Source organism: Faecalibacterium prausnitzii (assembly GCF_003287405.1).
GTDB lineage: Bacteria > Bacillota > Clostridia > Oscillospirales > Ruminococcaceae > Faecalibacterium > Faecalibacterium intestinale.
The window spans coordinates 169,810-193,317 of record NZ_PRLD01000004.1 but is presented as its reverse complement, the minus strand read 5'-3'; the positions used below and the strand labels follow the sequence as shown (position 1 = coordinate 193,317).

The following is a 23,508-nucleotide window of genomic DNA, read 5'->3' as shown; positions in this document are numbered from 1 at the left end:
AGGCATTTGATTAACTATGTCTAACTGATTTCTGATGTGAGGAGGTGCATTATTTGAAGAAATATATTGGAAAAAGGATCATTAACTTCCTCATTGTGCTGGTAGGCGTCAGCATTCTAAGTTTTTTGTTGATTGCTTGGTCCGGAAAAGATCCTGCAGAAATTATTGCACACCGAGGCGTATCCAATCCTACGCCGGAACAGATTGAGATGATTCGGGTGGAAATGGGATTGGATCAACCTCTCCCTGTGCGATATATTCAGTGGCTTTCCGGAATGTTTACAGGAGAACTTGGGACTTCTTTGACCACTCATCAACCGATTGTAAAGGATCTGCACAAGTATCTGGCTACGACCACATCTCTTGTAGGGATGGCCATTCTATGGATTATCGTACTCACCGTTCCGATTAGTTTGCTCTGTGCCAGAAAGCGGAACCGCCTTTTCGATCAGGTTACCAGAGGCATTACTATCTGCGGTATTTGTATGCCAACTTTCTGGCTGGGATTCCTTCTTCTACTGTTCTTTGCGATTCATCTGAAATGGTTCAGTGTCTTACCAAGTCCAGGTTGGAGGGGCTTTTTACTACCTTCATTTGCCCTGGCGGTCCCCAGTTCGTGTTCACTCATCCGAATTATGCGTTCCTCTCTTCTGGCTGAATTATCTTCTGATTATGTTCGGTTTGCAAAAGCCCGTGGACTATCTGCCAACAGAATCCTGGTATGCCACATTCTGCGAAATGCCTTACCGCCTGTTGTTACAATTTTCTTTCAGCAATTCGGCTTTCTAATTGCCGGAGGGGCGGTAATCGAAAGTATTTTTTCAATCAAGGGAATCGGAACTTATCTGGTGGACAGTGTGATTGCAGCAGATACGATTGCAGTTTCTACCTGTATAGTCGTCATTGCAGCAATTTTTGTCGTCGCAAATTTCATGGCAGACATAATCAACCGTCTGCTTTGTCCATGGATGGTGAGGGAAGAAAATGATACATAAGCTACTCAAAAGGCCGCAGGCAATTATCGGTCTGTGCCTGATTGCTATTGTGATTGTGATTGCGATTGCAGCACCTGCTTTTTCGCCTCACGACCCTGAATTGGTGAATTTATCGCAAAAGTATGCTCAGCCTGACGCAGAATACCCTCTTGGAACAGATCAATTGGGCAGGTGTACCTTATCAAGGCTGCTGTATGGAGCCAGATATTCCATCGGAATCAGTTTACCTGTGCTGCTGATTTTGTCTGTGATTGGTCTGATTGTCGGTACTTTTAGCGCCTGTGCTGGAAAAAAAGCAGACCATTTCATTACTATACTCTGTGATGTGTTTATTGCTTTTCCTTCTCTTATCATTGCTATTGCTGTTATAGGCGTTCTGGGGAACGGACTCCAAAACATTGCCGTTTCTGTTGTGATAGCGACCTGGGCTTGGTTTGTTCGTGTTGTCAGATCTTATTCCGTTCAAGAAATGGGTAAAGATTATATCTTGGCAGCCCGGATTTCTGGGTGCAATACAGGAAAGCTGGTCTTCAGACATCTGATTCCTAACATTCTGCCACAGTTTCTTGTGTATGTTTCCACTGGTGTCGCTTCTTCCATCATTATGGTTTCCAGCTTTGCTTTCCTCGGACTTGGCCTTCCCTCCGGCACACCGGAATGGGGTGCCATGTTAAATGATGCCAGGACAGCGCTTTACTCTCATCCGGAATTGCTAATCTATCCAGGCTTGTGCATCTTCGTAACGGCAGCAGGCTTCAATTTATTTGGAGAAGCACTCCGTGATATTCTGACGCCGGAGGAGGACAGCCTATGATGCCATCACTTATAATTGATCATTTAAGCATTAATCTTCGGCCAGGCACGGATAACTTGGTTTCTGAAATATCCTTTGCAATCAAAGAAGGAGAGTCTTTGATCTTGTTAGGCCAGTCAGGCAGCGGCAAAACAATGACCTGTAGTGCGGTGCTAAACTTATTGGACCCTAAAAAATTTAAGGTGTCGGGTTCCGTTTTCTTCGGCGAGACTGATCTTTTGAATTCGTCAGAAAAGCAGAGACGAGGAATATACGGAAACCAGATTGTCTATATCCCGCAAAATCCAATGACTGCATTGGACCCTTCTATGCGTATTGGCAGACAGATGGATGAAACGCTACGGCTTCATTCCGACAAATCCCGCCAGCAACGTTACAACTATATTCTGCGGCTTCTGCATGATGTAGGCTTAGATGATCCTGACAGGGTATACAGAGCATACCCCCATATGCTTTCCGGAGGAATGCTTCAGCGTGTCATTATCGCAATGGCTATGATGCTTGATGCAAAATTCGTGCTTGCCGATGAGCCAACAACTGCTTTGGATGTGATTCACAGAAATGGAATCATAGATTTATTTTCGCAGATGAAAGCAAATGGTGTTGGGATTCTTATGGTAACTCATGATTTCGCAACAGCTCTTCAATTAGGTGGAAACATATTGGTGATGAAGGAAGGAAAAATTATAGAATCCGGTGAAGTTCAATCTGTCTTCGATCATACCACAGAACCTTATACAAGGTCGCTGATTGAAGCTTACTCCCTTTCCTATGCTTTCACGAAAGGGGCGGAATCATGATTAAAGTCAACAACCTATCAAAAGAATTTCACGAACAAGGCACAAGCAACGAGCTTCTGGCCGTTGATCATGTAGATTTTACTATTCAGAATGGTTCATTTTGCGCTTTGGTAGGAGAAAGCGGATCTGGTAAAAGCACTTTGGCTCAGCTCATGTGCGGTCTTCTGGTTCCATCTTCTGGAGAGGTACTGTTTGAAGGAAAAAACATTTCCCTCTGCCGGGGCAAGCAAAAGCAGGTACTGCAATCTAAAATACAGCTGATTCTTCAGGATGGCAAGGGAGCAATGGACCCTCGCTTTACGGTATATCAAATCATTGCAGAGCCAATTCGCAATTTCAGAAAACTCAGCAAAAAGGAAGAAGAACGGGAAATCAATGATCTTCTTACCATGATGGAGCTTCCCGAAGAGATCAAGCTGCGAAAAGCTCATGAGCTATCCGGTGGACAACAAAAACGTGTATGTATTGCAAGAGCGTTAGCGGCTCAACCGGATGTGTTGATTTTTGATGAAGCAGTCAGTGGGCTGGATGTCCTGGTTCGTAAACATATTCTTGATTTGCTGAAGCGACTCCATCAGGAGCGAAAAATGACTTGCTTTTTCATTACCCATGACCTGGACGTTGCGCTATATCTTGCAGACCGTGTAATGGTGATGCGCTGCGGTAAGATTATCGAAGACCGTACATTTCACGGTTCGACAGACTGCTTTACACATCCGTATACCAAGCTTCTGCTGCATTCTATTGCTCCATATTTGGGTTAAACCATTCAATAAATACGTATACCCTGCTGAAAAGCATGATATAACAATAAATAAAGGAGATTTTGTACATGAAACTGAAAAAACTTTTAGCTTTCGGACTCGCACTTGTGATGTGCCTTGCTATGGCAGCTTGCGGCGCGAACCCTGACGAGAAACCGGAGGAATCCACCTCTCAGACCGATGCAGAGCCGGTCTCAATCACTGTCACCGAGAATTGGGACTTTTCTGTAGGCTTCTATCCTGTCATCACGCCTATGGTATCCAGCACTTACGGTGCCGGATTCTGGAGTCGTAATTTTTACAACACTCTGGTAAGCTACGATGATAACGGGAAGATTCAGGGCGAGTTGGCTGAAACCTGGGAAATCAGTGATGACGGCAAGACTTACACCTTCCATCTGCGTGATGGTGTCAAATTTTCTGACGGTACTCCTCTGACTTCCGAGGCAGTAAAGATGACCCTTGAAGCAGTAGTAACCAATCTGGGGCCCCAGAATGGTGCCTTCGGTAAGCTCACTACTTTGTTTGACAAGCTGGAAACCCCGGATGAAAAAACCTTTGTAATGACTTTGAAGACCCCTTATTACGCTGCTCTTGACAATCTGACCATGGCGCTGCCTTTTGGTATTGTGAATCCCGCAGCCTTTGAAGGCGGCGTAGAAAAGGCTTACGAGAATTGCGTGAGTGCAACTATGGGTACTGGTCCCTATATGTTTGACCGGGTCGAGGAAGATACCTATACCTTTATCCGCAATCCCTACTACTGGGGCGAAGCTCCTGAAGTGGACGAGTTCAAGGTCAAAGTGATTCCTGATAATGCTGCAAAAATTCTTGCTCTGCGCAACGGCGAAATCGATGCGATTCTCGGCTCCAGCAGACTTAGCGCAGAAGGCTACACGGAAATTTCCCAGGATGCCGCTTTCGGTCATGCCATGGATGACAGCACCAACCAAACTCGTTATCTGGGTATGAACCTGAATAAGGCTCCCTTTAATGATCCTCTTGTAAGGGAAGCAATATCCTACGCTGTTAATCAGCAGGAGTTGGAAACCTCTGTTTTCGATGGCCTGGAGACTGCTGCCGAAACCCTCTTTACGAATGAAAAGCCCAACTGCGGTGTGGAGGTTAAGACCTATCCTACCGACATGGAAAAGGCAAAGCAGCTCATGAAGGAAGCCGGCTATGAGGATACCAATGATGACGGTATCCTGGAGAAGGACGGAACTTCTCTCGCCATTCATTTCAACTATTCTCAGAGCCTTGCAAGTGTTGACAATGCAGTTCTTTCTATTGCAGCTTCTCTTAAAGAACTCGGCTTCGATGTTACTATTGATGCAGTAGACATGAACACCTGGTATGGAGCCTTGATGGCTGGCGAATATGATCTGACCTTCTACAATACTGCTGGCGGTTCCTTTGACCCTGCAACAGATATGAGCAATATGGCTCCTGGCGCTATAGGTGATCCGATCCTCTGCCAGTTCTCTGCTTTCTTTGAGAATCCTGAAATTTTCGCAGAATTGGACTCCACTTCTGATTCTCAGCGTGTGCAGGAAATCTATGGAATGATTCTGAATGGTATTGCAGATCAGAATCTTCTGGTGCCTGTAACCGGCACTCACGATCTGGCTCTGTGGAATACTGATAAGATAACTGGCTATGACTTCTACACAGATGCCAGCTACGTAGACATTGCATCTGTTCATGTGAAATAATGTCCAGCAGTGTGGCTGAGGCGGTTACAAAAGAAAGACTTCATTCTTCAGGAGAAGACTATCTAAAAGCCATATTTATTCTTGAAGCGCAACATGGTTCAGTTCGTTCAGTAGAGGTTGCTGAGTACATGAATGTATCTAAAGCGAGCGTTAATCACGCAGTTAGGCACACGCGAAATCAGGCACATTATTTTGAATAATCAGGTTGTCAACTCATTCAGGGCGCTCCATTCACTCAAACACACCGTGCCAAAATCACACAAAAATATTGCCATACATATGGTAGATCACATTAGAAGATTGGGCGTTTTCCCAGCTAACTACGCATTAGATTTAGGCGAATTTATTGACAGCAACGGTAATTCGTATATAGACATTGTAGAGTTAAATCCCATATCATGTTCTATGTGCTATGTAAATAATAGCATCTATGCTGATGTGGTTCCTGAGATTGGCGAATGTCAGCGCCAACTAATGATGGGTGCTGAGTTTTGCTACGATGCCATCGCAAATCCAAAGGATTACGATATGCTGAGAATATCCAATAAGAGTTATACTTATACTTCGGATAACCAATACGCTCTTTTATAGTTTGCATATCATAGAGGGTTTTAGAGCAATTCTGGAAGTGACGCTTGTTTCTTTCTCTGTGTTAAATCTCCGATAGAGTGAGTCCTTCTGGGAGGTCCATCATGAACCTCCCCTGGGTTCAGCAAATGGGGGGCTGTTGCACAAGCCCCAACAAAAAGACCAGAGTTATTTAGCCAAAAGGCTTTACAACTCTGGTCTTTTGCTTTAACGTTAACAGTGCAAAAATGAAACGGATAAAGCAAGAACAGCATATCGAAATTGAGGAGAAAAGTCAACAGTTAAAATTTCGAATGCAGACAGAAATTCAAATCGACAAACATCATGCGCTCTGTCAGGCAAGCGACCAGCTTGAGGAACTGGACTATACAAAATTGTATTTCGCTTATTCGGGAATCCGAAAATCGCAGATCGAGCCGCGTGTGTTATTCAAAGTGCTGGTATGCGCCTACATATATGCAAAGGAAACACGGACAGAAGTACGAGAAGGTCGTTGCGGATTCCGGTTATGAAAGTCTTGCCACTACCGCTGGCTCGAAGAAAATGGGCAGACCGCTTTCATTAAGCCTAACAATTACGAATCTGGTCAGAAGCATTCCTTTAAGGCTCAGATCGGCAGAATGGAAAACATGGGCTACTACAAACCGGATGACTGCTTTATCTGCAAGAATGGCAGACATCTGGACTATGTTTCAAAATATACTTCTCACGCCAAAGATGGTACAGAGCGAGAAATCTCTGTTTACCGTTGTGAAGACTGCTCGGATTGTCCTTACCGTTCTGTCTGCTGCAAGGCAAAAGAGGAGAACAGAAGAAAAGAGATTTCCGTCTGCTGGGAATTCCAGAAAATGCGCCAGCAGTCTTACCGGAATATTACCACCGAAGAGGGAAAACTGCTTCGGTGCAACCGTTCCATCCAGGTGGAAGGAGCTTTCGGACAGCTCAAGCACAACCGCAGCTTCAAACGCTTCCTGACCGGTGGGAATATTAAGGTTCTGGCAGAACTGCTCTTTCTGGGGCTTTCTCAGAACATTGCACATTTCGTTTCCAAGTGCAACAGCAGCTTACAGAAACAGCATCTCATCCAGCCAAAAGCCTACCTGAAATTCTGATTTTCTGAAAATCGAAAAAGCAGACTCTTCCAAAGACTTCTAAAAGTCGGAAGGGTCTATTTTTGCTGACTGAGTTTTCAACATTTTACTCGTTTGACGCTTGTTTTCCACATTTTTACGCCGAGAGATATATAAAAAGGGCTGCTGCACTGGCTTTCTTCCTTGTGCAACAGCCCCTTTAAGAAGGTGAATTACGCTTTCCACAGACTGTGGAGGTTGCAGTAGGCGTAGACCGCCTCGACCTCATCGCCCTCGCAGAGAGCGAAGCAGACCTCCGGCTTTTCGCCGGGATGCAGTTCCTTACGCTGATTGCCCTGCTTGGTCTGGAGAGATACCCATTCAATGTAGTGCTCCGGCAGCATGGGGTGCTCCACAGAGCCGACCTTGACATGGACGATGCCGTTTTCCACCGTCCAGACAGGGACGTGCTTTTCCACGGCGGCATCGGTGGTGCCGGGAACGATCTCGCTCATCGGCTCGCCGCAGCAGACAACAGGGACGCCTGCGTCCTTAACTTTGGCAATGATGTTACCGCAATGCTTGCAAATGTAAAACTTCTGCTCCATGATAATTCTCCTTTTCTTTCTTTAATAGTTTTCTGCGTGAATTTCAAAATAGCTCTGGGGATGGTTGCAGGTGGGGCAAACCTCCGGAGCCTTCTCGCCCACGACGATGTGACCGCAGTTGCGGCACTCCCACACCTTGACCTCGCTCTTGGCGAAGACCTCCGCCATCTCCACATTGTGCAGCAGGGCACGGTAGCGCTCCTCGTGATGCTTTTCAATGGCGGCGACCAGGCGGAAACGCTGAGCCAGCTCATGGAAACCTTCCTCATCGGCAGTTTTGGCAAAGCCATCGTACATATCCGTCCACTCGTAGTTCTCACCCTCAGCGGCGGAGAGAAGGTTTTCTGCGGTGTCGCCAATGCCGTTCAGTTCTTTGAACCACAGCTTGGCGTGTTCCTTCTCATTATCAGCGGTTTTGAGGAACAGTGCCGCGATCTGCTCAAAGCCTTCCTTCTTGGCCTTGGATGCAAAATAGGTGTACTTGTTGCGTGCCTCGGACTCGCCGGCAAAGGCAGCCATCAGGTTTTTTTCGGTTTGAGTTCCTGCGTATTTCGTCTCTTTCATGGTGGATACTCCTTCCTGCTTTTCTGCTTTTATTGTAGCAAATCTATGATTTTATTCCGTGACGAAGTCACATTCCTTTTTATTTTAGACGATTTAGTCTGTTCTTATCCCGCAGCGTGATTGCACCACGCTTCAGCTCCACCAGTCCGTCCTCCGAGAAGCTTTTGAGCATCCGTGCCACTGCCTCCCGTGCCGAGCTGATGTGCTGGGCGATCTGCTCATGGGTCATACGTATCGTGTCGGAGCCGGTACGTTCCGCTTCGGCAAAGAGAAATTCTGCCAGCCGCTGATCCAGCCCCTTGAACATGATCTGCTGCATCGCCCACATCACATCAGAAAACCGTTTCGTTGTCAGTTCATAGAGAAAACAGCGGACATGGAGATTTTTCTCCTTGAGTGCAGCAATGACATTTGCAGGGATAATCAGAACGTCCGTATCCCTTCCGGCAGTCATTTGCGTATCAAAGGTGATCTGACTGATCACGCAGGAGGCGGAAAGCACGCATAGTTCGCCCGGATACAGGCGGAACAGCGTTACCTCCCGCCCCTCATCAGAGAGAAGATAGGTGCGGATCTCGCCGGAAAGAATAAACAGCATTCCGAGACATTCATTGTCGCTACTGTGAACGAACGCACCCTTTTTATAATGACGAACAAAGGCACTTCGGCGTAGTGTGTCCATTTCGCGTTCGGTCAAGGATGACCAGAACGGAAGTTGTGTCAGTGTGCGTTCCATATCAATGGCAGCTATGCTTGCCGCAGCCGTGGTCACCGCAGGAGTGACCAGCCTCGCCGTGCTCATGGTCATGGTGGTCACAGTGAACATTGGGATCGTAGCCCAAACTTCCGTTGAGCAATGCGCTCACCGCCGCGTCAGCGTCCCCGCTGACACCGCCGTAGAGCTTGATGCCCGCTTCGGCGAGTGCTGCCTGCGCACCGCCGCCGATGCCTCCGCAAACCAAAGTGTCCACACCGTGCTGCATTAGGAAGCCTGCCAGTGCGCCGTGACCACTGCCGTTGGTGTCAACGACTTTCGCATGAGTGATTTTGCCGTCCACAGCTTCATAAAGCTTGAACTGCTCGGTGTGACCGAAGTGCTGAAAGATTTGACCGTTTTCATAGGCAACTGCAATTTTCATAATAGAATCTCCTTTGCAAGTTTTGCCTGATTTTTCCATGTTGGCTCACTGCATCCGGCAGCAACGGCTGCAGTGAGATGCCTCCTGTCCTCCGCAGATGCGGTAGTTTCCCCCGGTGATGTGCAGCGGTTTCCCGTGAACAAGACACGCTGCGATCTTGCTCCGTGCGCTTTCGTAAATCTCCTGCACGGTAGAGCGGGAAATGTCCATTTGAGCGGCACACTGCTCGTGGGTTTGCTGCTCCAAGTCAACCAGCCGAATGACCTCGTATTCGTCTAGCGTCAGCAGGATCGGCTCGGTATTCTCGCACCCGTTGGGACAGAATGTATCGACCTGTGGTACGCCACAAATTTGACGGCACCGTGGCGGTCTTGGCATGGGAGCTTTCCTCCCTTTGTATTCGGTATATTCCGATTGTAGCACTTTGAGCAGAAAAAAGCAATTTTTTTCAAAAGCTGCTACATTTTCCGTCCTCATATGTGTGCCGGCTGATATTCGGAGTCGAATGCTACATGTGAGCCTTGTTCGTAATGCCCACCGATCATGACCGTAGCGGCAGTCACAGCATCCACATGAAAGCGTTCCCGGTAATGCTTGCATTTTCGTAAAAAAACGTTATAATTGAATCAGTTAAATCAAAGGAGGTATCAAATCATGAAATCACATAAATACTGGTCCTTAGGCGCACTTTTCTGTATGTTTGGATGCATTTATTCTGGAATCAAAAAATCTATGACTGCGCATAAATACTTTGCCTATTCTTCATTGCTTTGTATGGGTATGTCCATTTATTCCGGTCACAAACTGGTTTCTCCAAAGAAGAAAAAAATCACTAAATCAAATAATAGTGAGAATAGTTAAACAAAAAATTTCCTTTATTCATCAAAGACAAAGTTGCTGGAGAATTTTTTTCTCCAGCAACTTTCTTTCATAGAGAAAACGCTGGGAGAGATCTCCCAGCGCAAGCAGCCCTAATCACAGTACCGACGTGTGCCAAGCCAAAGTGGACCCAGTACCCACAACCAAGGCAGTGAAAACGTTCTCGTCACTTTTAATACCGTAAGCACCAGCGTTAAAGCATACAAGAGGCTCATTGTAATTATTTCGGAACGGTCAGGTTTCTTATCCATACGCAGACCACCTCGAAAATCCGGTCACATCTGCGAAATAGTATAAAAGTCAGTATGCTTCATCCGGTTCGGTAGGTGCTGCGGTAATATCGCGGTAGAAAGTGGCCCATGCAGCTTCCTCATAGGGGCGTACAAAAAAGAAGCCAATGCTCAATGGAATTGTCAGCAGAAGAACAAGAGAAATCGCCATAGCCTCTGAACCGGTGAAATATTTGAGAACCAGAAAACCCCCGGCATACAGTGGCAACGAACAGAGCAACTCCCAGCCAATGAAGCTGAAATCCAGACAGAACAGCCGCCATTTGTTGCCATTCATGATCCGCCGGGATTCTGTGATCGCTTCATTTGCGGTCAGCGAAGGATGTTCGGACATGATGTAAGGTGTCATCGCATAGCTGTATGTTTTCACGATTCCCGGAATCACCAACAGCAGCGACCAGAGGGCGATGTACAGACCCTGCAGGAATTTCATGCAGAAGCCATCCCACAGACGGTCTTTCTGAGAGAACAAGTCCGAGATGGCAGCATCATTTCCATCTACAAGGTTCAGATTAAAATGAGCATATCCCAGTTGAACTGCACCGCCCACGATCAGTTGGAGGATTGCCCACAGACCAATGCCGACAAGCAAAACAGCAAGCAGCCGACCGCCGTTTGGCTGGGCGAACAGGTTAAAATGAATGTCCTTTGCCTGATTGGAATTGGAAACGACACTGTTGGAACTGCTCACAATGGTAGCACCGAGCGCACTGGCGGCAATACCTGTCAGAACAGCAGTTTTCCATTTTCCGCGCAGAGCATCGAGAGCGAGCATACGATAGTCGGCAGATATTTTCATAAAAGCAACCTCCTGTCTGAAAATGGCAAGTATGTGTGAAAAGGAATATGATATGCCACTTTAATTTAGATACGTTTGAAACGCTGAAAAAATTGCAGCATGAATGAAAAAGAGGCTGTTGCACCGGCTTTTATCCGTGTGCAACAGCCCCTTCCTTTACTTCAGCAGCTTGTCCAGTTCATCATATTGCATTACTGGAGCTTTGCAAGGATTTCTTCAGCCGTCATACCGCTGGCAAGCAGCTTCTTCAGCACATCTTCTGCTTCGCCCTTCTTTGCTTCTTCTGCTGCTTTTGCTTCGGCGGCAGCTTTTTTGTTTTCGGCTTTGGCAAGTTCCTTGGTGGCGGCTTTCAATTCTGCTTTCTTGGCTTTCAGCTGCGTTTTCAGATCATCGAGATTTGCAGTCAGCGTAGCAACCTCAGATTCGATTTTTTCCTTTTCAGCGGTCTTTTCTGCAACGACGGCTGCATAATCAACGCTGGCCTTTACAGTACGAGCCTTATTCTTGCTTCCCTTGGGTCTTGCCATAATAATTTCCTCCCATAAAGTGAAATAATTTGATCCTTACAAGTATATTTCCAAATAGTCAGAATTGCAATAGGTAACATGAGCCGTTTTCTACTGCCAATGCAAATCTTATTCGGTATGCCCGAAGATCGTCGCAAATGTATTCCTTCAATGGTAACAATCATGGAGATTAGTGTTTATCTGGAGATTACCAAAGGATAAATAGAAGCAGTATTAAAGCCGTTCACCACGCAGATTTTCCAGCGTGGCGAACGGCTTTTTTGCTGCCCCTATATTTACAGGTAGGAGGAATCGAAGAAGTCTTTTAATGTAATTCCTAAACCCTGACAAATTCTTTCAATCGTCTCTACGCTTAACTGCCCTCCCCGACGGGCGGTGGTTTGAATCGTGGAGTACGATATTCCGCATTTCTTTGCCAACACACACAGATTCATATCACGCGCTTGCATCAAATCCTGAACACGCTTGATCGTATCCACGAAAACTCCTCCCATCTTTTTAGTTCAAAACTTTTCCAACAACCTCGAATCTTTGCTCTGGAGATATAAGGATCGGCGAATATTTGGTGTTAAGAGAAACCAAAACCGGTTGGTTATGCACCACGCCATAGCTGTCGGTAAGGAACTCTGCTTGGGATTTGTCTGGGGTATGTTCATCGTATTTTTTCAGATATCCACAGTCATCATATACGAATATCCCGATATCCCCGCATTTAAGTTCTTCGCAGCGCTTCACCCATACGATTTGTCCGTTATGATAACGTGGCTCCATACTATCACCGCTAACGTATATCCCGAACTCGGCACCAGCCGGAACGCTACTGGCAGGCACTTGTATCTGCTGGAACATTTCACCCTCAAGAAAAGCTCCTAGACCTGCCGATACTGGCAACTCTGATACAGGCATCATTATGTAGTCGATTTCCGCGGGCTCTTCTGCGTCTGGCTGGTAGCGCCGGGATGCAATCAAGTCCATTTCGTACTCAGCGACTTTTTTTTGCCCGATGTCATTTAGAAGGGCGGGTTTCTGAAAGTTCTTTGTAAAGTAGGAAGGACCCTCCTTGATGTTCAATGCGTAGCAGATTGCAACTAGTTGATAGATGCTAGGAGTGGTATAGCCTTTTTCCCATTTGCTGATTCCTTTATCACTGACATCGACGCCATAGTGACGGAGAAGTTCAGAGAAAGCTACAAGTGAATAGCCATTCCTTTTTCGTGTGCCTGCGAGAATCTGACCAACCTCATTGCTATCCCTCGCAGCGACTGCATCATAGCGCACTGTGGATGGGGCTATGTGTATTTTGGTGAGCGTGGTTTTCTTTTTCATAACAAGAACACTCCTTTGTGATCCGGTAGCTCTATTATAGTATAGAAAATACAGGAAATCAATAAGAAATCTCTAAAATAGCGATAAATGCGTAATTGACATCTCCATAAAGTAGGTATATAATCGAATCAAATCCACGAATAACAGCTTTTTGGTGTTGATTCTGGACCGAAATCGTATTTGTTCGGTGTTTTTAAGAGGTGATATTATGAGAAAAGAAAACGTAAGATGCCCGATGTGCGGAACCATGAACTATGATGTAGATCTTGATGCAACCGATGGCTAGACAAAATGCCGTCTGTGCAAAGCAGTAACCTGCTCTATGGATGAGTGGAAAAAGCATACAGTGTCCGTTCCTCTGTTAAACGAAAAACAGTTCGTGGCACGCAGTATGACTCGCAAGTAATGCACGCTGCATTCTGATAAATCTGCAAAAAGGAGGAATTCTGATGTGTGGTGATTACAACCTTCGCCGTGAGAAAAGATACGTCGAAGTGGATGTTCGTTTTACTCCTGACGGCAAGATCCGTCCTCTTGCCATAAACTATGACAAGACTCGCACTTATGGAATTGATCGTGTCTTGGCAGTCAAGCACGGTACATCACGTTTTGGCGTGAAAGGACATTGCTTCACCTGCCTGATTTGCGGGCAGAAGCGGAATCTTTGGCTTGAAAAGGGCAAGTGGTTCGTGGAAGCCTACTGTGCCACATCAGAAGGTAGGGCTTCATAATGGCAAGATACTTATCGCGTGCAGAACTTTCGTACATAGCAGGCAAATATATTGAAATGTACTATGCACTCTTCGGAATAAGCAAAAATGACCCCGCTCCTATTAACCCAGAGCAGTTTGCAAATTCTGTTCTTGGACTGAACCTGAAGATGTTGCCGCTGTGTAGCGATGGTCACATCCTTGGATTAACGGTTTTCCAGAGATGTAGCTTCACAGCAACCCTTGAGGATGGAACAAAGCTTGTTGAAGTATTTATGCCAAGGGATATCGTAATCGATTCTGCTCTTGCGGCAGACAGATGCACTGGATGCCGGAATTTCACAATAGCGCATGAAGCAGCACATCAGATTTTGGCTGATCTGTTTCCGAACGACTACGGAAAAGCAGTCAAGTGCCGTGGGCACATTGCCTATCGGGAGAGAAACGGAAATGCCTCGTGGGAAGAATGGCAGGCGGATACCCTTGCAGCAGAGCTGCTGATGCCAACATTTCTGATCAATGCCGAAATAGAACGTGTATCGTTGACTCTGCCAAATGGGATTCTGTACAAATCAGTGTCTGACCCTAACTATGAAAAAATTCTGGAGATGGCTCGACGGATTGGGGTTTCTTGGTCTGCAATCAGGATCAGACTGCAGCAGATGCAGGTTATAAAAGGAAAACCCATCCACTGCCATCCATTGGACATCATGCGATTTGGAGAATGAATATGATTCAGTTAAAGAACCGTCCCTTTGCCGGTAAAGCACCGACTACTACACAGCAGGCAGAATTTAGCATAGGCTGGAGATTTTGCCCTGTTTGTGGAAATAAGTTATACCAAAAAATCGAGGGGTGTTCAGGTATACTACAAGTTAAGTGCAATAGATGCAAAGAAACCCTGAGACTTGATCTGGCATTTAGATGCCGGTGATTTTCCAGTCATTTTAACAAATACGGGTGCATTGCACCCTGAATATGGACTGTTCGCTCCGAGCAACGGGCCATTGCCGCAAGGCAATGTATGAAACGTGCTCCAAATAGCCGGGCAACAGCTGATTGAGAGATTTTCTTTGAAGATCCCTCAGTTGGTTGTTGTCCGGCTATTTTTTTAGCCTTCAGGAAGCCTGCTCCCGTAAAAAGGAGCAGGCTTTATGTTTGTCCGTTTTTCGTGGATGCCCCAAGCGGCTAGATATCCGTAGCAACTCCGAGTTTTCGACTTCTCACGCTTTATCGAAAATTTGGAGGTCACACATGAGCTTTGATCCGAATGCTATTGGTAACCGTATTTTTACTTTGCGTACAAATGCGAAGTTATCGCAGGAAAAACTTGCTGAAAAACTTGGTGTTTCCCATCGACACCTCGGCGATCTTGAAAGGGGAAGCTCCAATGGCTCTGTAAAAATCCTGATCGATATTGCAGAATACTTCCATGTCAGTATGGATTATCTTCTTTTGGGTCGAGATCCTTCTAGGGATCAGTTTCAAAATGAACTGCAAGCCGCTATAGATCATCTTGAAAAAATCAAAGGTCTTTTATAATCACTTCAACAAGAAACGCTCCTGCCAGTTTTACACCGGCAAGAGCGTTTCTTGTGTTATTCAAAAATATCGGCAAGGGTAAGCAGCTGTACTTCTCCGCGTTCCTGTGCCTGAAGTAGTCCGTCCGTAAATCCGCCTTTCGAGAAAATGTAGTAGTGGTAGTTTGTTCCCTCCCCAAAGTGTATTTATCGAATTTATATACTCGTAAGTTAGTTTCTTACGAGTATAATACTTCATTTCTTACATAAAGTCAGGAAATATATTTTTGACGGCTCATCGATAAACAGGAACGATACTTCCTATTTCCCTCAAAAATTGTGAACTCTGAGTTCCTGTTCATTTCGTTCCGCATCGGTTACAATACAGCCATAGCTTCTGCAAGCGTTCAAAGCGACCCTCAAGCTATCCTGTCCCTTGAAAACTGAACAAGCATTCTTCAGTCACGTTCCTGTGATGATGAGCCACGTCCGTAACAAATGCGATGATCTCCCACTGAGGGAATGAGCGGTAGGTTGACGGTAAATGGATGACAGCTTCTCCATAGCTAAGAGCCATCACAGAATAATGATACTTCTGCCTTCGGGCAGCTCGGTGAGAACCACGGAGAGGTGAGAACCCTATGGATTCGGTACGCTGCCGGACGGCTGAAAGATTTCCCACACGAAAACAGAGTTTTCGGTTTCCGGGGATGTCGGGGACAAATACGGAAAGGTATAGAACTATAAATCACAGCATTTTTGCTGTTTGAGATAGTAGGGTGGGCTGTGCGAGCAGCCCACTGTTACATATACGGATAGAGAGGAGAAATCTAAATTGGCAACACGAGGCAAAAAAGAGAAAGAGTATCCGCCTATGCCAGCAAACTGGATGTACAAGCGCGGCGATGTCTACATGATGGACCTGAATCCTTACAGCGGTTCCGAGCAAGGCGGCATCCGACCTGCCATTGTTGTCCAGAACGATGATGGTAATTTTTATTCCAATGTTCTTCTGGTCGTTCCGCTGACAACACAGATCAAAAAGCGAAATATGCCGACGCATTTTATTCTGCACAATCGTTTTTTGAGTGCGCCATCTATGGCGATTTGCGAAAGTCCGCGCCCCGCAGATAAATCCAGAGTGTTAAGCTACCTTGGGCACCTGTCCAAATATGAAATGCGGCAAGTGTCAGTGTGTCTGCAATACAGCTTTGGGTTCATTGGATACAAGTCATTCCGAAAATACCTTACGGCTCCTCCGCAGGAGGATGTTCTCGCCGCTGCAAAAGAGCTGCTCTCCCAGCAGTTTCAGAATCTTCGGGTGCTGAACAGTCAGCCCCCTGCTCTCTCCAAGCACACAAAAGGCGAGCTACATAGCATTGAGCAGATATCGGAAAGGATGCTCTCCACCCCGACGGAATCTTCTGTTGAGTTCATGGTTGCAGAACTGGATGATGCGCTTCAATCGCTTATGTTCCGCTGGAATATCTGCTATGAACGGTATTCCAGTTTCCGCTTATCCGATAACGAAAAGAAGAAAATCGGTTTGATTATCCAATCAGGAATTGATTTTCTGCAAAAGAAGAAGGAGGTTCCTTTATGATGAACGCAGTTGTAAAACCTTACCATGAGATGTGCCTGAACAGCAGCGAACTGATCGTGCCGCGCGACACTTATCAGCGTGCTCTTCACCCCGCTCGTGTTGCCCGCATCGCAAAAGAATTTGACGAGTGGGTTGCCAATGAGCCGAAGATCAGCTTCCGGGATGGTCACTACTATGTGATGGACGGACAGAACACCATCGCTGCACGGAAATTTCTGAACGGCGGCGAAGATTTGCAGATTCGCTGCAAGGTTTATTTTGGTATGACAGAACGAGAAGAAGCCCTCCTGTTTGCACAGCAGACAGGCATTTCGGAACGGCTGAGTGCAGGACAGAAGCTCCGTGCCCTGATTTTTGCAGGGGAGCCTGCTGCCGTTGCATTCCAGCAGGCCACCGAATTGGCTGGCGTTCATCTTTCTTTTGAAGAAGGCCGGGGCAAGCAGCGGATCAGCTGCATCGCAACCGCCTATCACGAATTCATCCGGCTTGGTCCTGAACTGTATATCGAATCCCTTGATGTTTTGCTGAATGCGTGGGACGGAGAACCTGATTCCATGAGTTCTGCAAATCTGCTCGGCATCTGCCGCTTTGTAGAACTGTACCACTCCGAATACAGTAAAAGCCGTCTGATTGCCAAACTGCGGCAGGTCGATGCATTCACGATTTTTCGCCTTGCACGAACCGCAGGCGTAAGCCTTCCCGGCAAGACGAAGTACCTTCAGCAGGTCTATACTATTTATAATGGTGGCAGCCGCCGGGCTGCATTGCCGCTCAAGTTTTAACTTTAAGTATATTTAACGAGGTATTATCCAATGATTATCCATGAAGAACCTTCGCCCAACTCGGTTTCCTCCCCTGTTTCCACAGCAAAGGACAGCCGCTGCTATACCGTAGAAGACCTGATGGAAATGCTGCTCCTGAGCCGTCCCACTGTCTACCGTCTACTGAAGCAGAACGAATTCCGCTGGTTCAAGGTAAGCGGCGCTTACCGTATTTCCAAAGCCAGCTTTGAAGCATGGCTCAATGATGGCACTGTTGAACGCAATCCTGCTGTTTGACATCCTCAACATTTCACGCGAAATCTGCTATTCTTTAGCCTGGATGAGAAATCCCGGCTAAACTTTTACATAGATAGAGAGGTGTCTTTCATGGATGATATGCGGAATACTTCGGCTCCCTTATACGGAAAAGCTGAACCTGCCACTACCAAAACCACCATGTCGGTTCGTGAGATGCGGCAGCTTCTCGGCCTTGGCAAAACAGACAGCTATTGGCTGCTTCATAAGAATCTCTTTGAAGTCATTCTGATAAACGACAAAAGGCGTATCGTTATTTCCAGCTTTGAGAAATGGTATGCCAATCAGGTCAAATATCATAAGGTCAATGGTTCGCCACCGGGCGAGGAACTTTGCAAACGGTCCTATTCCGTTCCTGACGCCGCCGAGATATTGAAGGTGAAACCCGAAACGATCTATACACTCATCCGACAGGGCAAGTTGAAAACAGAAACGGCAGACTTCTGTATGAGAATTCCCAAAGAGGACTTTGAGCGGTGGTACCGATCACAAAGTCGCTACCGCACAGCAGCCGACCGTGAGCGTGACCGGGAGATTGAAGCGCAAACCATCTCCATCCCGGAAATGGCAAAACTACTCGGTATCCCACGCAAGAATGTTTATGGGATTCTTGATTGCAAAAAATACCGAGATTGTTTCGTCATTGAGCGCGTGGCCGACAGGCCGCGCATTACCAAAAAAAGTTTTAAGGCATGGCTTAAAAGCCAATCTACATACCAACTTCAAAAACCGAAAAAAGAAACGCATGAGGAGCCGCCGCTAAAACTGCAATGTCCCAAGAATGGGAAATACTACAGTTTTCAGGAAATTCAGGCTTTTTACGGAATCAGCCGCCCAACACTTGACTCGTGGGTTCTCAAAGAAGGAATTCCAACGATGAAGTTGGGAAGGGTAAAACGCATCCAAAAAGATGCTTTCGATGAAGTTCTGAAGTCCAAACGTAAAGTAGAGGAGGATGTATAATGGCTAGCATTGTCAAACGCAATAACCGATACTGCGTTGTCTATACCTACAAACACACTAATGGAACGCTAAAGCAGAAATGGGAAACCTTTACCGACCTTGCAGATGCCAAAAACCGTAAGAAAGAGGTCGAATACAAAGAATCCGTCGGTACCTTTGTGGCACCCCAGTGCCGAACTCTAAAAGACCTGCTTAAAGAATACGTCACCCTGTACGGAAGAACCAAATGGGCACTTTCAACCTATCAATCAAACACTGCACTGATTTCAAACTACATAGAACCGCTTATCGGCTCAATGAAGCTGCAAGATCTCACCACCCGCGTAATTGAGGGATATTATCAGCGGCTGCTTAAATACGAAGCCGTTGACCCTATGTGTGGAAAGCGTCAGCATCAATACGTTTCTCCCGGCACGGTTCGTTCGGTTCACAAAATTTTGAGAAGTGCCTTTGAGCAGGCTGTAAAGTGGGAACTTATGGAAAAGAATCCCTGTATTTATGCCACCTTGCCCAAATACACTGCAAAGAAGCGTGATATCTGGACTGCCGAGACCCTGTTCCATGCCTTAGAAGTCTGTGATGATCCACGGCTCCGGCTTTGCATCAACCTCTCCTTCTCTTGTTCCCTGCGCTTAGGGGAATTGCTCGGTCTGACATGGGATTGTGTGGATATCTCCCCCGAAAGCATTGAAGCCGGGCGAGCCTCCATTTACATAAATAAGGAATTGCAGCGTGTAGATATTGCTTCGCTGAACGCCTTGGAAAATAAAAATGTCATCACTCGTTTTCCCTCGCTGAGTTCCCGCTGCACCACGGTCCAGGTTCTGAAAAGCCCTAAAACAGACAGCAGTATCCGAACCATTTTTCTCCCCAAAACAGTTGCTGAAATGCTTGTCCACTATAAAGCCGAGCAGGACATGACAAAGGACGCACTGGGTGCAGAGTATGCAGACTATAATCTCGTGGTTGCCGGCCCGCTGGGAATGCCGACCGAACAATCCACCATTAACGGTGCATTGAAGCAGCTGATTGAGGAAAACGATCTCCCCAAAGTGGTTTTCCACAGCTTCCGACACTCCAGCATTACATACAAGCTCAAGCTGAACGGCGGCGATATCAAAGCCGTGCAGGGCGATTCCGGTCATGCACAGGCTTCGATGGTCACCGAGCAGTACGCACACATTCTGGATGATGATCGGCGTTTGAACGCACAACGATTCGACGATTTCTTCTATCAGCATCATGGTGCAGAGCCTGAAGTCCTCCCTCGCGCAGAGCAATCCACTCCCAAAGCCAGTCCCGTCGATACAGATGCGGCAGCAGCTCTTGCTAAACTGCTGGCTGACCCCTCTATGGCTACACTCATTAAAAATCTTGCAAAGAACCTATAAGCCTCTATACATAAACAGCGGCAGTTTTCCGTATATGGAAAACTGCCGCTATCTGTTTTAGGATGATCCCGTTTCTTTGTGTTTTTTCGCCTTAGCTTCCTCTATGTCCATCTTCAGCTGATGTGTAAGCTGTTTTACATAATCGAGTGAAACTTCATAGCCTTCTGCGATTTTTTCTGCCGGCATCCCATCAAGGATACAGGAGATCACAATGTTCTGAGTGGCTTGTTTTCTCGACTCTGCAATCATTTCCTCAATAGAGGGGCAATGTTTATTATGCATCCAATTCAAGTAATCCAAGCGTTCAGCTTCTATCCGCGATAGAAGCCTGACTGCATAGAAATTGTCATCTACCTCGAAGCGAACTTCCTCTCCGGGTTTGACTTCAAGTTTTTCCAGAACCGCATCTGGGAGTTTTACAGTTCCATCTTCACCGACTACAATATTAAATTTCTTTTCCATCGCACACTCCTAAAATCACGCAAAGTTCCTTGCATCCAGTGCCTTTACTCCCGTAAGAATACCATAAGCCCTTTCCTTTTACAAGACAATGCGCATTTCCATTCGCACTGTTACATAGACCAGAGTTTTCTCGCAGAAAGCTCTGGTCTTTTTCTATTGAAAACATTTGTCCATCACACCAGCTACGGCTGTATGGTCTGGTTCACAAATGCTAAACAAGCAAATATCCGTAGGGAAACGTACACTTCCCAGCTAATGAAAGGTGGGCATTTTACAATGAACCTTCCACTTTTCATTAGCTCTGCTAATTTTCTGCTAATGAAAAGCCTTTTACTCGTTTTATTTCGGGGGTTGTGTTCTTTACTCGGATTGACAGCACAACAAAAAATCAATTGATAAAACGTTACTTGTTTTACCTACTTTTGCCTAGGATTTATGGCTTCAGCCCCTACTCCTAAGCGGAAGGCCGTGTGTTCGAATCACATCGGGGACGCCACTTAAAAATGCGAAGATCATTTTTCCATGGGAAAGACGATCTTCGCATTTTTCATTTTGAACCTATCACCAAAATCAGCCAGCGAATACCATTAGCAGAATTTTCGGTTTCAGCTAATAAAATCGGGTTTCCAGCTAATGATGCCCCATAAAGCACCTTTTGAACTCTGTTTTCCGGCTCTCTGCTAAAATTGGTAGCCGCTTTCCTGTAAATCCATGTAAATACAAGATAAACTGTGTAAATCTATTTTTCACATTCCTATCAGAAGCCGTGCAAAACACTTTTCTCCATACATAGCGCGTTCACTCGCTGTTCTCTCGGAACAGAAAGAGGAACGCGCTTTTTTGTTTTCGGGCTGAACTTCCCGAATCCATCAAAGGAGGGTTTATCGAACCCAATCCTGCTGTTTGACATCCTCAACATTTCAAGCGAAATCTGCTATTCTTTAGCCGGGACGAGAATTCCCGGCTAAATTTTTACATAGATGGAGGTGTCCTTCATGGATGATGTGCAGAATATTTCGGCTCCCTTATACGGAAAAGCCGAACCTACCACCGCTAAAACAACCATGTCGGTTCGTAAGATGCAGCATCTTCTCGGTCTCGGCAAAACGGATAGTTATTGGCTGCTTCATAAGAATTTCTTTGAAGTCATTCTGATAAACGACAAAATGCGTATCGTTATTTCCAGTTTTGAAAAATGGTACGCCAATCAGGTCAAATACCATAAGGTCAATGGTCCTCCACCGGGCGAGGAACTTTGCAAGCGGTCATATTCTATTTTGGAAGTTGCTGAAATATTAAAGGTAAACTCTGACACTGTCTATACACTCATCCGTCAGGGAAAGTTGAAAGCAGAAACGGTAGACTTCTGGATGCGGATGCACAGCGTTTTGATGATTTCTTCTACCAGCATCATGGCGCAGAGCCTGAAATGCCCCATCAAGCAGCGCAGTCCATCCCTGAAAACAGTGCGGTCGATGCCGACGCGGCAGCAGCACTTACCAAATTGCTGGCCACCCCCTCTATGGCCGAACTCATCAAAAATCTTGCAAAGAACTTATAAGCCTCTATACATAAACAGCGACAGCTTTCCGATTGGGAAAACTGCCGCTGTTTGTTTTTAAGAATATCTTGGCTGAATTAAGATCAGGCGGGTTTCTTTGTATCCAGTGCCTTTACTTCTTCAACAGGAAGCTGAACCGACCGAGCAATTTCTTCATAGGTCATTTTTCCAACTTCTAGCAAAGATTTTGCAATTTCAATCGACTGCTCATGCTTTGTCTCTTCTCTCACTTCTTCAAATGCTCTGCACATCGTTGCCACTCCCTTCGTATCTTCTTTGAAATAACGCACCCGCTGTGCCAGAACAGGATAGTTCATGTCATCCGGGTTCGTACAGGTAAAGTCGTGCATCAGCTTTCCCAATGCGGTGTCGTCCTTGATCTGAGAGTTTACATAGATAATATGTGCTTCATCTCCGAAAGATTTCCCCATTTCCTCAATGATGCGATTGATATGATAAATAGGAAGTCCGCCCCGAAGCACATCGTTCTCTGTGATAAAGATTACATAGGTCTCGTTCAGTGCGTCATACGCATCGCCCTTTCGGGTGAGATTGGCATCCAGCAGGCTGCTGTTATATCTTGCCCGCTTTGCGACTGCTCCACTGTCACTGCGCTGAACCTCGACATTGTAGGCACGATTTTCATGATCCACTGCCAGAATGTCAAGCCGCACGGAACGCCCCTGTATATTGTTCAGGTCATGCTGCCCATGGACTTCTTTAACCTTTAAATCATCCCGATTCAGGATGATCCGGAGCAGGAATTCCGCACACGGCTTATCTTCAAAGACCTTGCTCATAAAGTTATCATCCATGAGCCGAAAATCACGGATACGCCGCAGATCTTCCTCATGCTTGCGTTCAAAATCAAGGCCTTTTTGCATTTTGACTTCTGCCACCGGTTCACCTGCTTTCTGTTCCTTGTCTAAGGTAAGAATACCATAAAACCGTTCTTTTTACAAGATGAAGTACTTCCCACCACATAGGTCAGAATCCTTTCATATCGTGTTCTGGCCATGTTCCTATTACAACTGCGATTCCGACATGGTATCATAAATCCAGAAACAGGCTTCAGCTGCTTTTTGCAACTGGTGTTCTTCTGGTGCCTATGAACAGCCACGCGCCTTCCAGCTAATGAAAGGTGAGCGTTGTACAATAGAGCGGCCACTTTTCATTAGCTCAGCTAATTTCCAGCTAATAAACATCTGTTTACACAGAATAAAAAAGGTTCGATTCTATTTGCATACGTTGACATCCCAACAAAAAATTCATTGATATAGAGTAGAATATATTACCCTATTTTGCAATGGGTTTACAGATGCACGGTCTACTCCTAAGCGGAAG

The 23,508-nt window shown here is 46.1% G+C and carries 28 protein-coding genes; 17 read left to right on the top strand and 11 right to left on the bottom strand.

From position 1 onward, the window contains the following. Positions 1-53 precede the first annotated feature (53 nt). The 7 genes from C4N24_RS05985 to C4N24_RS05950 all read left to right on the top strand — a co-directional run bounded on the left by C4N24_RS05985 (position 54) and on the right by C4N24_RS05950 (position 6,788). Complete coding sequence (locus tag C4N24_RS05985; RefSeq protein ID WP_112090694.1) at positions 54-995, top strand: ABC transporter permease; 942 nt, start codon at positions 54-56, stop codon at positions 993-995. Then, positions 985-1,809 carry an ABC transporter permease gene (locus C4N24_RS05980; RefSeq protein WP_098924537.1) on the top strand — a complete coding sequence of 275 codons (825 nt, stop codon included), beginning with the start codon at positions 985-987 and terminating at the stop codon, positions 1,807-1,809. The genes C4N24_RS05985 and C4N24_RS05980 overlap by 11 nt, the downstream gene beginning before the upstream one ends. Next, positions 1,806-2,609, top strand: coding sequence for an ABC transporter ATP-binding protein (locus C4N24_RS05975; protein WP_112090693.1), 804 nt, complete (start codon positions 1,806-1,808; stop codon positions 2,607-2,609). Before C4N24_RS05980 ends, C4N24_RS05975 begins: the two co-directional genes overlap by 4 nt. After that, positions 2,606-3,373, top strand: a complete 768-nt coding sequence (locus C4N24_RS05970) for an ABC transporter ATP-binding protein (RefSeq protein ID WP_112090692.1) — start codon at positions 2,606-2,608, stop codon at positions 3,371-3,373. The genes C4N24_RS05975 and C4N24_RS05970 overlap by 4 nt, the downstream gene beginning before the upstream one ends. A 68-nt stretch (positions 3,374-3,441) precedes the next feature. Further along, entirely contained in the window at positions 3,442-5,088 is a 1,647-nt protein-coding gene (locus C4N24_RS05965; protein ID WP_112090691.1) for an ABC transporter substrate-binding protein, read from the top strand. After that, complete coding sequence (locus C4N24_RS05960; protein ID WP_098924533.1) at positions 5,088-5,288, top strand: hypothetical protein; 201 nt, start codon at positions 5,088-5,090, stop codon at positions 5,286-5,288. The genes C4N24_RS05965 and C4N24_RS05960 overlap by 1 nt, the downstream gene beginning before the upstream one ends. 1,008 nt (positions 5,289-6,296) lie before the next feature. After that, positions 6,297-6,788 carry a transposase gene (locus C4N24_RS05950; RefSeq protein WP_112090689.1) on the top strand — a complete coding sequence of 164 codons (492 nt, stop codon included), beginning with the start codon at positions 6,297-6,299 and terminating at the stop codon, positions 6,786-6,788. 191 nt (positions 6,789-6,979) lie between these two features. On the opposite strand, the gene C4N24_RS05945 is transcribed toward C4N24_RS05950, so the two are convergent. From C4N24_RS05945 to C4N24_RS15800, 5 genes are all read right to left on the bottom strand, one after another. Continuing rightward, entirely contained in the window at positions 6,980-7,354 is a 375-nt protein-coding gene (locus tag C4N24_RS05945; protein WP_005946408.1) for a desulfoferrodoxin family protein, read from the bottom strand. Between the two features lie 21 nt (positions 7,355-7,375). Further along, entirely contained in the window at positions 7,376-7,918 is a 543-nt protein-coding gene (rbr, locus tag C4N24_RS05940; RefSeq protein WP_005946411.1) for a rubrerythrin, read from the bottom strand. 79 nt (positions 7,919-7,997) lie between these two features. Next, complete coding sequence (locus C4N24_RS05935; protein ID WP_112090688.1) at positions 7,998-8,654, bottom strand: Crp/Fnr family transcriptional regulator; 657 nt, start codon at positions 8,652-8,654, stop codon at positions 7,998-8,000. Between the two features lies 1 nt (position 8,655). Further along, a complete protein-coding gene (locus C4N24_RS15805) occupies positions 8,656-9,057 on the bottom strand; it encodes a NifB/NifX family molybdenum-iron cluster-binding protein (protein WP_112090687.1) in 402 nt (133 codons plus the stop codon). A gap of 45 nt (positions 9,058-9,102) precedes the next feature. Then, the gene (locus C4N24_RS15800; RefSeq protein ID WP_173016327.1) at positions 9,103-9,435 is read right to left on the bottom strand and encodes a DUF134 domain-containing protein; all 333 of its coding nucleotides are present in this window, start codon (positions 9,433-9,435) and stop codon (positions 9,103-9,105) included. A gap of 276 nt (positions 9,436-9,711) precedes the next feature. Between C4N24_RS15800 and C4N24_RS05920 the strand changes: the two genes are divergently transcribed. Next, a complete protein-coding gene (locus tag C4N24_RS05920; RefSeq protein ID WP_112090685.1) occupies positions 9,712-9,918 on the top strand; it encodes a DUF6219 family protein in 207 nt (68 codons plus the stop codon). Positions 9,919-10,236: 318 nt separating this feature from the next. Here C4N24_RS05920 and C4N24_RS05915 read toward each other — a convergent pair whose 3' ends face one another. From C4N24_RS05915 to C4N24_RS05900, 4 genes are all read right to left on the bottom strand, one after another. Beyond that, complete coding sequence (locus C4N24_RS05915) at positions 10,237-11,025, bottom strand: DUF975 family protein (protein WP_112090684.1); 789 nt, start codon at positions 11,023-11,025, stop codon at positions 10,237-10,239. A 191-nt stretch (positions 11,026-11,216) separates the two neighbouring features. After that, positions 11,217-11,552, bottom strand: coding sequence for a hypothetical protein (locus tag C4N24_RS05910; protein WP_097778743.1), 336 nt, complete (start codon positions 11,550-11,552; stop codon positions 11,217-11,219). Between the two features lie 275 nt (positions 11,553-11,827). After that, positions 11,828-12,031 (bottom strand): helix-turn-helix domain-containing protein, encoded by a 204-nt coding sequence (locus C4N24_RS05905; protein WP_242888864.1) that lies wholly within the window; start codon positions 12,029-12,031, stop codon positions 11,828-11,830. Positions 12,032-12,050: 19 nt separating this feature from the next. After that, entirely contained in the window at positions 12,051-12,878 is an 828-nt protein-coding gene (locus tag C4N24_RS05900; protein WP_112090683.1) for an XRE family transcriptional regulator, read from the bottom strand. A gap of 449 nt (positions 12,879-13,327) precedes the next feature. Here C4N24_RS05900 and C4N24_RS05890 point away from each other — a divergent pair, with 449 nt between their 5' ends. The 8 genes from C4N24_RS05890 (at position 13,328) to C4N24_RS05855 (ending at position 20,141) form a co-directional block, all read left to right on the top strand. Beyond that, positions 13,328-13,609 (top strand): hypothetical protein, encoded by a 282-nt coding sequence (locus tag C4N24_RS05890; RefSeq protein WP_005928337.1) that lies wholly within the window; start codon positions 13,328-13,330, stop codon positions 13,607-13,609. Beyond that, positions 13,609-14,316, top strand: a complete 708-nt coding sequence (locus C4N24_RS05885; protein ID WP_173016293.1) for an ImmA/IrrE family metallo-endopeptidase — start codon at positions 13,609-13,611, stop codon at positions 14,314-14,316. The genes C4N24_RS05890 and C4N24_RS05885 overlap by 1 nt, the downstream gene beginning before the upstream one ends. 526 nt (positions 14,317-14,842) lie before the next feature. Beyond that, on the top strand, positions 14,843-15,130 hold the full coding sequence (locus C4N24_RS05880; protein WP_005928332.1) for a helix-turn-helix domain-containing protein: 288 nt from the start codon (positions 14,843-14,845) through the stop codon (positions 15,128-15,130). An 813-nt stretch (positions 15,131-15,943) separates the two neighbouring features. Then, positions 15,944-16,711 (top strand): type II toxin-antitoxin system PemK/MazF family toxin, encoded by a 768-nt coding sequence (locus tag C4N24_RS05875; RefSeq protein WP_242983194.1) that lies wholly within the window; start codon positions 15,944-15,946, stop codon positions 16,709-16,711. Beyond that, positions 16,708-17,493 carry a DUF6551 family protein gene (locus tag C4N24_RS05870; protein ID WP_112090682.1) on the top strand — a complete coding sequence of 262 codons (786 nt, stop codon included), beginning with the start codon at positions 16,708-16,710 and terminating at the stop codon, positions 17,491-17,493. The genes C4N24_RS05875 and C4N24_RS05870 overlap by 4 nt, the downstream gene beginning before the upstream one ends. A gap of 30 nt (positions 17,494-17,523) precedes the next feature. Next, positions 17,524-17,769: a helix-turn-helix domain-containing protein gene (locus C4N24_RS15765; RefSeq protein ID WP_005933015.1), complete on the top strand. Its 246-nt coding sequence runs from the start codon at positions 17,524-17,526 to the stop codon at positions 17,767-17,769. 90 nt (positions 17,770-17,859) lie between these two features. Continuing rightward, positions 17,860-18,750: a helix-turn-helix domain-containing protein gene (locus C4N24_RS05860; RefSeq protein ID WP_005928318.1), complete on the top strand. Its 891-nt coding sequence runs from the start codon at positions 17,860-17,862 to the stop codon at positions 18,748-18,750. Further along, the gene (locus tag C4N24_RS05855) at positions 18,750-20,141 is read left to right on the top strand and encodes a tyrosine-type recombinase/integrase (protein WP_112090681.1); all 1,392 of its coding nucleotides are present in this window, start codon (positions 18,750-18,752) and stop codon (positions 20,139-20,141) included. The genes C4N24_RS05860 and C4N24_RS05855 overlap by 1 nt, the downstream gene beginning before the upstream one ends. A 57-nt stretch (positions 20,142-20,198) precedes the next feature. Here the strand turns inward: C4N24_RS05855 and C4N24_RS05850 are convergent, their stop codons facing one another. Then, positions 20,199-20,603, bottom strand: coding sequence for an AbrB/MazE/SpoVT family DNA-binding domain-containing protein (locus C4N24_RS05850; protein WP_112090680.1), 405 nt, complete (start codon positions 20,601-20,603; stop codon positions 20,199-20,201). A 995-nt stretch (positions 20,604-21,598) separates the two neighbouring features. On the opposite strand from C4N24_RS05850, the gene C4N24_RS15610 reads away from it, so the two are divergent. Beyond that, on the top strand, positions 21,599-22,225 hold the full coding sequence (locus tag C4N24_RS15610) for a helix-turn-helix domain-containing protein (RefSeq protein WP_242983193.1): 627 nt from the start codon (positions 21,599-21,601) through the stop codon (positions 22,223-22,225). 22 nt (positions 22,226-22,247) lie between these two features. Here C4N24_RS15610 and C4N24_RS05835 read toward each other — a convergent pair whose 3' ends face one another. Continuing rightward, on the bottom strand, positions 22,248-23,063 hold the full coding sequence (locus C4N24_RS05835; protein ID WP_347475213.1) for an Rpn family recombination-promoting nuclease/putative transposase: 816 nt from the start codon (positions 23,061-23,063) through the stop codon (positions 22,248-22,250). Positions 23,064-23,508: the final 445 nt, after the last annotated feature.